Origin of the sequence: Streptomyces sp. NPDC051018 (assembly GCF_044456085.1) — a bacterium.
Taxonomy (GTDB): Bacteria; Actinomycetota; Actinomycetes; order Streptomycetales; family Streptomycetaceae; genus Streptomyces.
In genome coordinates this window covers 438222-452463 of sequence record NZ_JBITFN010000002.1, presented here as the reverse complement: position 1 = coordinate 452463, position 14242 = coordinate 438222, and the positions used below count along the sequence as shown (strand labels likewise).

Genomic DNA, 14242 nt, shown 5'->3' with positions numbered 1-14242 from the left:
GGCCCGGGCGGGACATCGTGGAGGCTCACGCCCGTACGGGACGTACAGACGCGCGCGCCCCGACAGCACAGCTCGGGGCTCCTCCCCGGCCTCCAGGCCGTTCAAGCGGTTCGTGACGGCTCCGCCTACGTACCGTCGAACGAGCCGTGGCGGCCCGCGCCGCTCGCGAAACGGTCCGCGCCCGACCGGGTCTCCCCCGCGCTGAGCGGCACCAGCCCATGGCGGTACTCGACCGCCAGGGCCTCCGGCTCGCTCAGCCCGTGCTGTTCCCGTGCCGACATCCGGTCGCTGCGCAGACACAGTTGGGGGAAGGCGGCGATCTCACGGGCGAGACGTTCGGCGGCGGCCCGGGACTCCCCCGGAGGTACCAGGCGGTTGGCGAGCCCCATCACATACGCCTCCTTCGCCGGTACGGGACGGCCAGTGAGGATCATGTCCATGGCACGGCTCTCGCCGATCAGCCGGGGCAGCCTGACCGTACCGCCGTCCACCAGGGGGACTCCCCAGCGGCGGCAGAAGACACCGAATACGGCGTCCTCCTCCACGACCCGCAGATCGCACCAGGCCGCCAGCTCCAGTCCCCCGGCCACCGCGTGTCCGGCGACCGCCGCGACGACCGGTTTGGCCAGCCGCATCCGGGTGGGGCCCATGGGCCCGTCGCCCTCGGCGAGCACCCGGTTGCCGAGGTCGGTTCCGATCGCCTTGAGGTCGGCACCGGAGCAGAAGGTGCCGCCCTCGCCCCAGAGCACGGCGACGGCCGCGTCCGGATCGGCCTCGAACTCCCGGAAGGCGTCCGCGAGCAGCGCGGCGGTGGGGCCGTCGACGGCGTTGCGTACGGCGGGCCGGGAGAGGATGACGGTGAACACCGGCCCCTCGCGCTCCACGCGTACCGCGGGGCTTCCGTTCCCGGTGCTCATCCCCTGCCCTCCCACAGGGGGTCACGCAGCGCACGCCGGAGGATCTTGCCGACCGGGGAGTACGGGATCGTGTCGACGAAGTGCACGGCCTTGGGCACCTTGTACCCCGCCAGCCGGGCCCGGACGTGGTCGCGGAGCGCCGCCTCGGAGGTCTCGGCCCCCGGCCGGAGGGTGACGAAGGCGGTGACGGCCTCGACCCAGGTCGGGTCGGGGGCGCTGACGACGGCGCACTGGGCGACGGCGGGATGGGAGGCGAGCACGTCCTCCACCTCCCGGGGGTAGACGTTGTACCCGCCCGTGATGATCATGTCGCTGCTGCGGTCGACGAGATGCAGATAGCCCCGCTCGTCGAAGCGTGCCAGGTCCCGGGTGCGGATCCAGCCGTCGGGGGTGAGGCTCTGCGCGGTCAGCTCGGGTGCGTTGTAGTAGCCCGCCATGGCGAACGGGGCCTTGACCCGTACCTCGCCGATCTCACCGGGAGCGACCCGGGCGCCGTCCTCGTCGGTGAGGACCAGTTGCGCGTCGATGACGGGGTGCCCGGCGGCGCCGAGGAGTTCACCGCCCTCCGCGTGGTCGTCGCGGTCCAGGACCGTGAGACACAGAGGGGCCTCGGTCTGGCCGAAGTACTGGACGAACCTGGGCCCCCACACGTCCAGCGCGTGCTCGATGAGCGGCCGGGGCATGGGGCTCGCCCCGTAGACGACGGTGTGCAGCCGTCCGAGGTCGGCGCCCTCGGCCTTTCCCCCGGCGAAGAGCAGGCCGAGCATGGTCGGGACGAGATTGACGGCGGTGACCCCGTAGCGCGGGATGGCGTCGAGGTAGGCCTCGGGCTCGAAGCCGGTGAGCACCACGGACGCGCCACCGCGCACCCAGTACGGAAGGACGAAGGTGCCGCTGGCGTGGATCAGCGAGGCCGCGTGCAGCATCACGTCGTCACGGCCGGGCGAGACCAGGTTGGCGAGGATGTTCGCGGTGATGGCGGCATAGCTCGCCTGGGTGTGCTGCGCGGCCTTGAGCGTGCCGGTGGTGCCCGAGGTGTAGAGGATCAGGATCACATCGTCGGGTTCGGCGTACCGCATGGGGTCGGCCGGGCTGGCCTCCCGCATCGCGGCCATCAGATCGAGGTCGCCCGTGTCCTCGGAGGGGCCCAGGCAGGCGAGGGTCAGTCCGGGCACGGCGGCCCTCAGCTCCTCGGCGCGTTCGCTCAGCTCGGGCCCGTAGACCAGGAGGGAGACCCCGGTGTCCCGGAGCATCCGGGTGTGCTCCGCGAGGGAGAGGCGGCCGTTGAGCGGGACCCGGGCCGCGCCCGCCTTGAGGCAGGCGAAGTCGACGGAGACGGACCACAGTCCGTTGCCGAGGAGGAGACCCACACGGTCCCCGCGGTCGGTGCCGAGTCCGGTGAGGACGTGGGAGAGCCGGTTGGCGGCCTCGTCGACCTCGGCGTAGGTGAGGGATTGACTGTCGAAGTACAGGGCGGTTCGTCCGGCGAAGCGCGCAGCGCCCAGGCGGACCAGGTCTACGGCAAGCATGATGCGGAGGATAGCCCCGAAACATACAGTCCGTCCAGACGGTTTGTTGTTCGGCTTCCGATTGCCGTACCGTCGGCCCATGTCCGCCACACGACGCACTCAGCGGCAACGCCGGGAGGAGACCCGCCAGCGCCTTCTCGACGCCACGATCGACTGCCTGGTCGAGTACGGCTTCGCGGGCACCACCAATCAGCGGGTCCAGGAGCGGGCCGGGATCTCCCGGGGCGCCCTGCTGCACCACTTCGCCTCCAAGGCGGACCTTCTGACGGCCGCGACCCACCATGTCGCCGAACTGCGGCTGGCCCGTCTCCACGAGGAGGCCGACACCGGCACCCGGACCCGGGAGCAGGGACTCGCCCTGCTGCGGAGCGCCATGTCGGGCCCGCACTTCCTCGCCGGGCTGGAACTGTGGCTGGCCGCCCGGACCGACCCCCATCTCAAGGCCGCCCTCCTGCCGGCCGAACGCGAGGTGGGCGCGGCCCAGCGCGAGGTGCTCGCCAAGCTCTTCGGGCCGGAGGTGACCGCCCGCGAGGACTTCGCCCTCCTCTGCGAGTCCCTGCTGGTCCTGCACCGCGGCCTCGCGCTGACGAGCGTGCTGCGCGACGACCCGGACTTCGAGGACCGGCTGCTGGGACTGTGGGCGGACCGGTTCCTGGGGACGGCGACGTAACGGCCCTCCCGAAGCGGCGGCCTCCCGCCGGAGGAACCGGAGCGGACCGCCGCCGGGCCGGGGCCCTGGGTCCCCGGTCTTCCACCGGGTGACGCGAGGCGGATCCGCACGGCCGGTCCCGTACGCACCCGCACCGCCGGACCAGCCCGTGCCCGTGCGCCCCCGCACCGGCGCACCGCTGTGCGTCCTCGTACCCGCACCGGCGACGGCCGCCGTACCGCCGTCCGCCGGGCACTCCCGCGCTCCCCGGGCGCCACGCTCCGGCCGACCCCCGGGTACCTCGGAAGTGCCGCACGCGCCCCCGGAACGCAACCCCCCTGCCGCCGGGGCGATTTCAGAAAGACCACTGATGTTCACCTGCGCGCTACCCCACAACCGCCCGGCATGACCGAGCATCTATGCCCTGACCTGCTGGGAGGGATCACATGGAGCAGCACCGGCACCATCGGCGCACACGTCTGTTCGCTTCGGTCGGTTCGGCGGTGGCCTGCGCTTTACTCCTCTCGGCTTGCGGACTCTGGAGCGAAGACGATGAACCGGAGCCCGCGCCCACGGCGGCGAGCTCGATCTCCTGTGCGCCGCAAGGGCAGTTGGCGGCGTCCGGGTCGACGGCTCAGCAGAACGCCATGAAGCACTGGATGCGGGAGTACCAACAGGCGTGCCCGGGGGTGAAGATCCGTTATGTGCCCATCGGTTCGGGGGGCGGAGTGTCCCAGTTCCTGCGCGGGGCGACCGTCCTCGGCGGTACGGACAGCACGCTGGAACCCGAGGAGGTCGAGGTCTCCCGTGAGGTGTGCCGCGGGGGCCGGGCCATCGATCTGCCGATGGTGGGCGGTCCGATCGCCATCGGCTACAACCTCGGCGGCGTGGAGAATCTGGTGCTCGACGCCGAGACCCTGGCGGAGATCTTCGACTCGAAGATCGACACCTGGGACGATCCCGCGATCGCACGTCTGAACCCCGGGGTCCGGCTGCCGTCGGCCCCCATCGTCGCGGTCCACCGCTCCGACGAGTCCGGGACGACCCAGAACCTCAACGCCTATCTCAAGGGAGCGGCGCCGGACGCGTGGCCGTACGCGGCCGAGCGGGCGTGGCAGGCCAAGGGGGGTCACTCGGCGGCGGGTTCCGGCGGGGTCGCGTCGCAGGTACGCGCGACCGAGGGCGCCATCGGGTACTTCGAGTTGTCCTTCGCGACGGCGGACGACATCACGACGGTCCGCCTGGACACCGGTGCGCCGGATCCCGTGGCCGTGTCGGCCCGGACCGCGTCGGCCGGTATCGCCGCGGCCCGGGTGAGCGGCACGGGCAAGGACATGGCCCTGGAGTTCGACTACCGGACCGGCCTCGCCGACACCTATCCGATCGTCCTCATGACGTATGTCATCGTGTGCGACACGGGAAACCGGCCCGAGGCACTGCCCGCGCTGAGGTCGTTCCTCAGCTACACCGCGAGTACCGAGGGCCAGCGCGAACTGGCGCGGCTGCACCACGCGCCGCTGCCGGAGAAGGTGGCCGCCCAGGTGCGCGGCGTCATCGGCACCCTGTCCTGACCCCGTCCCGACGGCCGACGCCGTCGGACACTCCGCCCGACCGCTCCCCGGACGGGCACCCACCGCCGAGGCCGTGGTGGACGAGGCACCGCCGTCGTCCACCACGGCCTCACTCATGTCTCGCGGCACCCGGGGACCGCCCGGACGGCGGTGGGGAAGCGGGTGGCGGGAACCACCGTCCCCGGCACCACTCCCGGCGCCGGCGCGGTACCGACCGGTCTCGGCCAATGCCCGCCGGACGGCCCGCCAGTGGCGCAGTGTCAGCGCATGAACCGCCTGCGTCAGAAAACGGCCACGAAAATGAGAAATACACAACGCCCAGATTAGAACAATCCCCATGTGGGTCACGGAAATGCAAAGAGGTCACATGGGTCGCCCACGTTTCGATGAAATCTCAGTAACGCGACAAGGGAGAACCAAAACGCCACAACCCCACGACTTGGGTTTACCCCATGCCAGCAAGGCGGGATTCCAGCCATTGCCGGGCAACTGATTCACCATGCGGGACCGCACGCACGACACCAACGGTTACGGCGGTCACGCAGGGGAGTTCGGCATGCTTCCGCATCTGCGGACGGTCTTTCCCGCCCATATCCGCCGCACAGCAGAAAGACCTGTACCAGCATGAACATCACTGTTCTTGGACAAGGCTACGTCGGGCTTCCACTGGCCATGCGGGCAGCTGAAACCGGGCATCAAGTCACCGGCTACGAACCGGACTACGCCCGGTGCGCGCAGCTTACTTCAGGTGACTCCTATGTGGAAGACATTCCCTCCGCCCGGCTGCGCGAGGCGATCGCCGCCGACACCTACCGGGCCACGGACGATCCCCGCGACCTCAAGGGCTTCGACATAGCGGTCATCACCGTGCCGACGCCCCTCACCAACCGCGCACCCGACCTCACCTGCGTACGCGACGCGGCACGCACCGTGTCGTATTACATCGAGCCCGGTTCCACGGTCGTCCTCGAATCGACGACATATCCGGGCACCACACGGGATGTGGTGATCCCCCTCCTCGAAGAGGGCTCCGGCCTCACCGCGGGCCGGGACTTCCATGTCGGCTTCAGCCCGGAGCGCATCGACCCGGGCAATGCCACCTGGCGCTTCGAGAACACCCCCAAGGTGGTGTCCGGGCTCACGCCCGCCTGTCTGGAGCGTGTCAAGGCGTTCTACGACAGCCTCGTGGACACGACCGTCCCCGCGTCCGGACTGGAGGAGGCCGAGCTCGCCAAGGTCTTCGAGAACACCTTCCGGCACGTCAACATCGCCCTGGTCAACGAACTCGGCAAGCTCGGGCATCTGCTCGGCGTCGACGTCGGTGACGCGCTCGACTGCGCCGCCACCAAGCCCTTCGGCTTTATGCGCTTCACCCCGGGTCCCGGTGTGGGCGGACACTGCCTGCCGATCGACCCGGTGTACCTCTCCCACCACGTCCGCCAGCAACTCGGCGAGACCTTCCGGTTCGTGGAGCTGGCGCAGGAGGTCAACGAGCGGCAGCCCGCCTATGTCGTCGAACGGCTCCAGAGCGCGTTGAACCGCTTCGGCAAGTGCCTCAAGGGCGCCCGGATCCTCGCGCTCGGCCTCACCTACAAGCCCGGCACGGCCGATATGCGGGAATCCCCGGCCCGCAGCGTCGTGGAACTACTCACCGCCCAGGGCGCCGACTGCACCGTCGTCGACCCCCACCTCACCTCCCACCCGGGCACGCCGTATCTGACGGCGTTCACCGAGCGGGACCTCGCGGGCGCCGACGCCGTGCTGGTCCTGACGGATCACCCGGAGTTCGACTTCGAGAAGGTGCGCGACCACGCCGCCTATGTCCTCGACACCCGTCGCGCGGTCCCCGCCGGCGCCCACGTCGAACACCTCTGAAACACCTCCCCCCACAACGAGTTCAAAGAAAGCAAGTGAGAAACACATGTCCGAGAATGGACAGCTCGCCCGTACCGGTTCGGCCGCCGGCGCCATCATCGTCGGCGGGACAGTCATCACCGGCTGGTGGCTCCTCGGCATAGCCGCCCTCGTCGTCTGCGCAGGCGCCGTCCTGATCCGCTTCAGCTTCCGCCGCGACCGCACCGCCGACCAGCGATGAGTACCAAGGCCCTGGCGGCACATCCGCACCATTCCGGCACGGTTCTTGTCGGGGGCATCGCGCTCACCGCGGCCGCCGCCTGGGCCGCGCAGCACGCCATCGCCGCCACCCACTACGGCGACGCCACCCGTGGCCGGCTGGGTGTGGTGTGGGCCGTCACCTTCGTTCTTCTGATGGCCCAGACCGTGATGTACCACTTCGACCGGCCCTACCGAGCGACTCCGCGTGTCGGGCGCCTGCTGGCCGGCAAACACGTCGCCGTCCTGGTTCCGGCGTACAACGAGGACGAGGGCTACCTCCGCATGGGGCTCCAGTCCCTGCTGGACCAGACGAGGCTCCCGGACAGCGTGCACATCGTCGACGACGGGTCGACGAGCACCGACTACGCGTCCGTCCGGGCATGGTGGCTCGGGGCCGCCCGGGCGGCCGGCATCCGGACGACCTGGCAGCGTGTCCCCAACGGCGGCAAGCGCCAGGCCCAGGGTCACGGGGTCCGGGCCAGTCCCGAGGCCGACTTCTATGTGACGCTCGACAGCGACAGCTGTCTGGCGCCCAACGCGATCGAGCAGGTAATGCTGCCGTTCGGCCGGAAGTCGGTCCAGTCGGTGGCGGGGATCGTCCTGGCCACCAACCACCGGGTCAATCTGCTGTCGCGGATCACCGACCTCTGGCTGCTGACCGGTCAGCTCGTCGACCGGTCGGCGCTGTCCACGGTGGGTGCCGTGCTGGTCAACTCCGGTCCGCTGGCCGCCTATCGGGCGGCCGTGATCCGCGACAACCTCGACGCGTATCTCGGCGAGACGTTCCGGGGCAAGCCCGTTCACCTGTCCGACGACAGCCTCCTCACCCTGTACGCGCTGCTGCGCGGCAAGACCGTCCAGCAGCCGACCGCCGTGGTCTTCTCGGCGATGCCGGAGAAGTTCGGTCATCTGTGCCGCATGTATCTGCGCTGGATGCGCGGATCGACCATCCGCTCGCTGTGGCGCATGCGGTATCTGCCGCTCGACAGCGTGGCCTACTGGATTCATCTGCTGCGCTGGTTCCAGGTCGCCCTGTCGACCTCGGTCCTGGTGTGGCTGCTGGCGGTGGAGCCGCTGAAGTACGGGAACACCCCGGACGCCTCGTTCCTCCTGCTCCCCTTCCTCATCGGCTGGGCGCAGGGCCTGCGGTATCTGAGCATCATCCGCTCCGACGAGCGCATCCGCTCCCGGCTCGTGACCTGGCTGCTCATGCCGCTGGGTGTGCTGTTCGCCTGGACCGTCCTGCGCTTTATGCGCTGGTACGGGGCCGCCACCTGCTCCAACACGGGCTGGGGCACCCGGCAGGGCGGCGCGGAGGTCTCGCTCGACGGCGGCGGAGGCAGTACGCCCGCGGCCGAGGTGCCTCCCTTCCCCGAGGAGGCACCCCTGGGACCCGGCCCGTACGAGGGCTCGAACGAGTACGGGCCGGGCGGGTTCCCGGAGCCGCGCGAGTACCAGCCGTACGGGCATCCCCATCCCGGGCGGAACGGGTACCAGGAGCCGTACGGGTATCCCCGGCCGGACGGCCACCAGGTGCCGGACGAGTACCAGCGGCCCGCGGGCTACCCGGACGACTACGCGACCGCTCCCCTCAAGCTCCTCGATCCCGTCACCGGGAACACCCTGGAGCTCCCCGTCCGCAGGGCGAGCACCCGGTGAGCCGTTCCGGCCACGCGCCGAGGTGACGCGGAGGCCGGCCCCCGGCAGCTGACCGGACAGCTGCCGGGGGCCGCGTCGTGCCCGTCCGTCCCCCCGGGCCGGCTCATCACGGCGTGCGCGGGCCCGCTGTCGGGACCCGAGGCCACGGACGGACGCGGCCCCGCCCGGTGACGCGCGTCCCGCCGCCGGTGGTGCCCGCCGTCCGTCAGCGGGTCTCCAGGTTGGCCATCATGACCGCGTGATGGCGGCGGACCGCCTCCAGCGCGGCGCCCTCGTCACCCGCCTCGACGGCGTCCCTGATCGGTTCATGGACCGCGAGCAGCCGCTCGGCCTCTCCGGGGGCCAGCCAGGGCGGCATGCTCTGCGAGCGGATCCACGGTTCGTACTCGTAGCGGATGACGGCCGTGTGCACGGACTCGTAGATCGAGGTCAGGAACGGGTTGCCCGAGCGGCGCACGATCGCCGCGTGGAAGACGGTGTCGGCGGCGATCCAGGCAGAGACGTTCCCGGTGCTCTCCCGCAGCCGGTCGAAAGCGTGGTGGACATCTGCGAACCTGGCCCCGGCGGGAAAGTCCGTACCCGCACCGGCCCCGGAGCCCCTGTCCGCTCCTGATCCCGTGCCGGGGCGCGTGGCGGATCCGGCGGCGGGCGGGTTCTCCCGTACGGCCCGTACCGCCTCCCGCACCGCGACCGTCTCCAGCCACAGCCGCAGCCGCGCCAGATGCGGTACGGAGTCCCTGTCGAGGTCCAGCATCAGCTCGACGGTGGCGGTCATCGCCCGGTCCGGACGGTGGACGACATAGGCGCCCGAGCCGGGGCGGATCTCGACCAGCCCCATCAGCGAGAGCGTGCGCAGGGCCTGGCTGACGGTGGGCCGGCTGGTGCCGAAACGGGCGGCGAGGTCCCGCTCGGCCGGCAGCCGGGTGTTCTCGGCGAGATCCTCGGCGACGATGAACTCGCGGATCTGGTCGGCGACACGGTCCGGGAGCCTGCTGACGGTGAGCGGTCGCACGGGCCGCAGCTCCGCGGCGAGTGTGCCTCCCGTCTCCCCCGGGTCCCCGGCCATCCGCCCGGCGCCGCCCGGCTCCCCGGCGCCCACCGCGCGTTCGCCGCCGTCCGCCTCCCGGCCGCCCGTCCCCGGTGCGACCGGCGTCCGCCGCGCGCCGGCACGCGTTCCCGCGCCCGGGGACCGTCCCGCCCTCCGCGCCCCCGAAGGGCCTTGTGCCGCCGAAGCGCCTTGTGCCGTACGGCCGTACGGCCCGCTCTCCTCGGTGTCGGTCATGGCTGCCTCTTTCCCCGGCCGGTGGCCAGGCCACTGTGCCACAGGACGGCCGGGCACGGTCCGGCCATGGACCGCACGGTCGACTCCCTCTAATATTGGCTAATTGGCTTAGCCAATTTACCCTCAGGAGCGATCATCATGAAACTGCGCGACGCCCTCGGCCGATGCCCCACCGAACTCCTCATCGGCGGTGAGTGGCGGCCGGCCTCCGACGGCCGCCGTATCGACGTCCACGACCCCGCGACCACGGAGCCCCTGGCATCCGTCGCCTCCGCCGCCGAGAACGACGCCGTGGACGCCGTGTCGGCCGCGGCCCGGGCCCTGCCCGGCTGGGCCGCCACCCCCGCCCGGGAGCGCTCGGCCGTGCTCCGGCGCGCCTATGAACTGATGACCGAGCGCGCCGAGTACTTCGCGACCCTCATCACCGCGGAGAACGGCAAGGCCCTGGCCGACGCGCGGGCAGAAGTCGCCTACGCCGCCGAGTTCTTCCGCTGGTACTCGGAGGAGGCGGTACGCCTCGCGGGCACCGTCCAGCACGCTCCGGCCGGGGGCTACCGGATCCTGGTCGACCGCGCCCCCATCGGGGTCGCCGTACTGATCACCCCCTGGAACTACCCGGCCGCCATGGCCACCCGCAAGATCGGCCCCGCTCTGGCCGCGGGCTGTTCCGTCGTGCTGAAGCCCGCCAGCGACACCCCGCTGACCGCCCTCGCGACCGGCGCCCTGCTGGCGGAGGCGGGGGCGCCCGCGGGTGTGGTCAACGTACTGCCGGCCGACCGCTCCGGAGCCGTCGTCACCGCCATGCTCGACCAGCCGGCCGTCCGGAAACTGTCCTTCACCGGCTCCACCGAGGTCGGCAGACGGCTGCTGCACGGTGCCGCCGACCGGGTTCTGAGCACCTCCATGGAACTCGGCGGCAACGCCCCCTTCCTGGTGCTGGCGGACGCCGACCTCGACGACGCCGTCCGGGGCGCGATGCTCGCCAAGATGCGCAACGGCGGCGAGGCGTGCACCGCGGCCAACCGTTTCTATGTGCACGAGTCCGTCGCCGAGGAGTTCGCGTCCCGCCTCGCCGAGGCCATGGGCGCACTGCGGATGGGCCCGGGTCTCGACGAGGGCACCGAGGTGGGCCCGCTGGTGAACGCCGCCGCCCGGGCGAAGGTGGACGAACTCGTCCGGGACGCGGTGGACCGCGGGGCCCGGGTGCGGACGGGCGGCCGGATCCCGGACCGCGCGGGCCACTACTACCCCCCGACCGTTCTCGACCGGGTCGCCCCGGACTCCGCCCTGCTCTCCGAGGAGATCTTCGGGCCGGTGGCACCCGTGGTCGGGTTCCGGGACGAGAGTGAGGCCGTCCGGCTCGCCAACGCCACCGAGTACGGGCTGGTGTCGTATCTCTACACCCGCGATCTGCGGCGGGGCCTCGCCCTGGCCGGAGAGCTGGAATCCGGCATGGTCGGACTGAACCGGGGCCTCGTCTCCGACCCGGCCGCGCCCTTCGGCGGGGTCAAGCAGAGCGGACTCGGGCGGGAGGGCGGTCACGAGGGCGTCCTGGAGTACACCGAGACGAAGTACATCGCCACCGGCTGGTGATCCGGCCCGTCCCCCGGGCCGGGCCCACCGGCCCGGGGGGTGTTCCCCGGGCACCCGGTCCACGGGCCCGCCGGAACACCCGGCCGGGGGTGAATCGCGTACGCCACCATCGTGTCGCGGAGCCACCGGGCTGCCGGCTTCCGGAAAGTGGCGCTGCGTCAGCCTGCTCGGCACAAGACACACACCGACCGCGTCCCCGTGCACTTCGACCGGGTCTCGCCGACGAGGCACCGGCCCACCCTGGGGGATCCGGCCGGTCCTGCCGCAGCGGCGATGCCCCCGCCGAGGGCCCCGCACCCGCCGGGGAGAGCCCGGCCTCTCCCGGGACAGCCCGGGACAGCCCGGGACAGCCCGGGACAGCCCGGAAGCCGCCGTGTGCGCACCGCGCAGGACAGGGAGCGGTGGCACGCACACGGCGGCGCATACGGAGGGCCGGCCCCGCACCCGGCCAGGCCGGTGACGGGGGCGACCCGGTGGCGGGCCTGCCCGGAGGCGGCACAGGCCCGGGGCGGCCCGCCGGGCGGTCCCGGAGGTCCGGCCGCCCCCGGCGACACCACACCCGGCGACGGCACCGGACCGGGAACAACACCCGCCCGTGAGCCACCCGGTGGGGCGAGGCACGGCCCGGAAACAACATCCGGCCGGAGGCCACACCGTGGCGGGACACACCCGGCGGCCGGGCCACCGGGCGGCAGCGGAGGCGACGGCACAACACCTGCCTGCCCGGGCCGTTCCGAGGCGGGCACGCCCCGGAACAACACCCGGGCGGAGGCGGCTCGATGGGCGACCCCGGGACCCGCGGCCCGTGTCAGGCGGAGTCGGTCCCGCCCCGCATCCCGGCGGCCCGGGCCTCGACCTCGTACAGCGCCGCGTAGTCGTCCTCCGCGAACCCATGGCCGATCGCCGTCTGGATGAGCTGGTGGACGACGGCGCTCACGGGCATCGGCACCTCCAGCTCCCGGGACGCGCCCAGCCCCAGGTCGAAGTCCTTGCGCAGCATCTTGTTGTTGAAGGTGGGGGTGTAGTCGCGTTCCACCAGGGCACGGCCCTTGTGGCCGATGAAGATGGAGCCGAGCACCGATCCATTGATGAAGTCGATGAACGCGGCGCGCGGGACCCCGCCCTTCTCGGCCAGCGCGGTGACCTCCACCAGCGCCTGCGTGATCATGCCGAGCATCAGGTTGTGGCAGATCTTCACCAGCCGGCTCTGTTCACCCGGTCCGGCGTGCACCACGACAGGCGCGATCAGCTCCAGATACGGCACGACCCGGTCGTACGTCTCCCGGGGCCCGGAGGCCACGATGGCCCCCTTCCGGTCGGCGACCATATGCGGATTGCCGCTGATGGGCGCCGCCAGGAACGCCACCCCGGCCGCCTCCGCCGCCGCCCGTACCTCCGCGGACGCCTCCGCCGACACGGTCGAGCAGTCCACGATCACCCCGGGGAGCCGCTCGCCCGAGAGGAGCCCGCCCTCGCCCTTCGTCACCGCGATCAGGTCGTCGCTCGCCGAGACCATCACAAAGACGATGTCCGCTCCCGTCAGGTCCCCGATCGCCTCCACGGCCCTGGCGCCGCGCTCCACCAGCGGGCCGGTCTTGGACGCCGTACGGTTCCACACCGATACATCGGCGCCGCCTGCCAGCAGGCTCGTGGCCATCACGGCGCCCATGCGCCCGGTGCCGAGCCAGCCGATCCGCTCACCGCGGGTTGCACTCATCGTCCGTACCCTCTCGTTCTTTCCGTGACTGCTGAAGTGTGGGGAACATAGCCAAAACTGTCGGCTATGGCCTATTTGTCCAGTGTGATGGCGACCGTGTCCGCGATCCGGTCCACCGAGGGGATCGCCAGGTCCTCCAGCGAATCCGCCGACGGCAGCGGGATGTGGGGTGTGGTGATCCGTACCGGGGCGCCGGTCAGCGCGCCCCAGCACTCCTCGGTGGCGATGGAGACGATCTCCGCCCCCCAGCCGCAGAGCCGGGGATTCTCCTCGACCGTGAACAGCCGTCCCGTACGGGCGGTCTGCGCCAGGATCGTCGCCGTGTCCAGCGGTACCAGACTGCGGACGTCGACGACCGTGCACTCGATGCCCCGCTCGGCACTCAGCCGCTCGGCGGCGGCGAGCGCCCGGGGCACCATCGCGGCCAGGGCCACGAGGGTGGCGTCGTCACCGTGGCGGCGCACCACGGCACGCCCCAGCTCCTCCACGATCTCCCCGTCCAGATCGGGGATCTCCTCCTTCGAGGAGTAGAGCGCCTTGTGATTGAAGAAGATGACCGGGTCGTCGTCCCGCACGGCCGCCGCCATCAGCCCCACCACATCGCGGGCGGTCGCCGGGGCGACGACCTTGAGTCCGGGGATCGCCATCGCCCAGTTCTCGACGGACTGGGAGTGCTGGGCACCGAAGCGCAGACCCGCTCCGTTGCCGCACTGGACGACCAGCGGGAAGGAGACCTGCCCGTCGGACATATAGCGGCTCTTGGGGATCTCATTGGCGACCAGGTCCCAGCAGACCGCGAAGAAGTCGCTGTACATGATCTCCGCGATGGGCCGCAGCCCGGTCATCGCGGCGCCCATCGCCGCACCGAGGATGGCCTGTTCGCTGATGGGGGTGTCCCGCACCCGCCGGGGGCCGAACTCCTCCAGCAGGCCCGCGGTCGTCTTGAACACCCCGCCGGCCGCGGCGACGTCCTCACCGAGGAAGACCACGCGCGGGTCACGGCGCATCTCCTGGGCGATGCCGTGGGCGACTGCCTTGCGATAGGTCAGCACGCTCATCGGTGCCTCCCCCTTTCCGTTCCTGCCGTACGTTGCGTTCCTGCCGGGCGGCCCGGTCGTCGCGAACCGTCCGGTCGTCGCGTACGGTCCGCTCGTTCCGTACGGTCCGCTCGTTCCGTACGGTCCGTTCGTCGCCCGGGGTGTGCGCCCGG

The 14242-nt window shown here is 71.5% G+C and carries 11 protein-coding genes; 6 read left to right on the top strand and 5 right to left on the bottom strand.

Features of this window, described 5'->3' with window-relative positions; translation table 11 throughout:
- Nucleotides 1-125: 125 nt before the first annotated feature.
- Both ACIBCM_RS05665 and ACIBCM_RS05660 read right to left on the bottom strand, forming a co-directional pair.
- The gene (locus ACIBCM_RS05665; protein WP_399240547.1) at nucleotides 126-917 is read right to left on the bottom strand and encodes a crotonase/enoyl-CoA hydratase family protein; all 792 of its coding nucleotides are present in this window, start codon (nucleotides 915-917) and stop codon (nucleotides 126-128) included.
- Complete coding sequence (locus ACIBCM_RS05660; protein WP_399240544.1) at nucleotides 914-2446, bottom strand: class I adenylate-forming enzyme family protein; 1533 nt, start codon at nucleotides 2444-2446, stop codon at nucleotides 914-916. Before ACIBCM_RS05660 ends, ACIBCM_RS05665 begins: the two co-directional genes overlap by 4 nt.
- Before the next feature lie 79 nt (nucleotides 2447-2525).
- Between ACIBCM_RS05660 and ACIBCM_RS05655 the strand changes: the two genes are divergently transcribed.
- From ACIBCM_RS05655 to ACIBCM_RS05635, 5 genes are all read left to right on the top strand, one after another.
- Nucleotides 2526-3116, top strand: coding sequence for a TetR/AcrR family transcriptional regulator (locus tag ACIBCM_RS05655; RefSeq protein ID WP_399240542.1), 591 nt, complete (start codon nucleotides 2526-2528; stop codon nucleotides 3114-3116).
- A gap of 425 nt (nucleotides 3117-3541) precedes the next feature.
- Nucleotides 3542-4666, top strand: a complete 1125-nt coding sequence (pstS, locus tag ACIBCM_RS05650) for a phosphate ABC transporter substrate-binding protein PstS (RefSeq protein WP_399240540.1) — start codon at nucleotides 3542-3544, stop codon at nucleotides 4664-4666.
- A 624-nt stretch (nucleotides 4667-5290) separates the two neighbouring features.
- Nucleotides 5291-6541 carry a nucleotide sugar dehydrogenase gene (locus ACIBCM_RS05645; protein ID WP_399240538.1) on the top strand — a complete coding sequence of 417 codons (1251 nt, stop codon included), beginning with the start codon at nucleotides 5291-5293 and terminating at the stop codon, nucleotides 6539-6541.
- Between the two features lie 46 nt (nucleotides 6542-6587).
- Complete coding sequence (locus ACIBCM_RS05640) at nucleotides 6588-6761, top strand: hypothetical protein (protein WP_389264708.1); 174 nt, start codon at nucleotides 6588-6590, stop codon at nucleotides 6759-6761.
- A complete protein-coding gene (locus ACIBCM_RS05635) occupies nucleotides 6758-8440 on the top strand; it encodes a glycosyltransferase (RefSeq protein WP_399240535.1) in 1683 nt (560 codons plus the stop codon). The genes ACIBCM_RS05640 and ACIBCM_RS05635 overlap by 4 nt, the downstream gene beginning before the upstream one ends.
- A 205-nt stretch (nucleotides 8441-8645) precedes the next feature.
- Here the strand turns inward: ACIBCM_RS05635 and ACIBCM_RS05630 are convergent, their stop codons facing one another.
- The gene (locus tag ACIBCM_RS05630; RefSeq protein ID WP_399240533.1) at nucleotides 8646-9722 is read right to left on the bottom strand and encodes a FadR/GntR family transcriptional regulator; all 1077 of its coding nucleotides are present in this window, start codon (nucleotides 9720-9722) and stop codon (nucleotides 8646-8648) included.
- A gap of 138 nt (nucleotides 9723-9860) precedes the next feature.
- On the opposite strand from ACIBCM_RS05630, the gene ACIBCM_RS05625 reads away from it, so the two are divergent.
- Nucleotides 9861-11315, top strand: a complete 1455-nt coding sequence (locus tag ACIBCM_RS05625) for an NAD-dependent succinate-semialdehyde dehydrogenase (protein WP_399240531.1) — start codon at nucleotides 9861-9863, stop codon at nucleotides 11313-11315.
- 808 nt (nucleotides 11316-12123) lie between these two features.
- Here ACIBCM_RS05625 and ACIBCM_RS05620 read toward each other — a convergent pair.
- Both ACIBCM_RS05620 and ACIBCM_RS05615 read right to left on the bottom strand, forming a co-directional pair.
- Nucleotides 12124-13032, bottom strand: a complete 909-nt coding sequence (locus tag ACIBCM_RS05620; RefSeq protein WP_399240529.1) for an NAD(P)-dependent oxidoreductase — start codon at nucleotides 13030-13032, stop codon at nucleotides 12124-12126.
- A 71-nt stretch (nucleotides 13033-13103) separates the two neighbouring features.
- Nucleotides 13104-14090 (bottom strand): alpha-ketoacid dehydrogenase subunit beta, encoded by a 987-nt coding sequence (locus ACIBCM_RS05615; protein WP_399240527.1) that lies wholly within the window; start codon nucleotides 14088-14090, stop codon nucleotides 13104-13106.
- Between the last annotated feature and the right edge of the window lie 152 nt (nucleotides 14091-14242).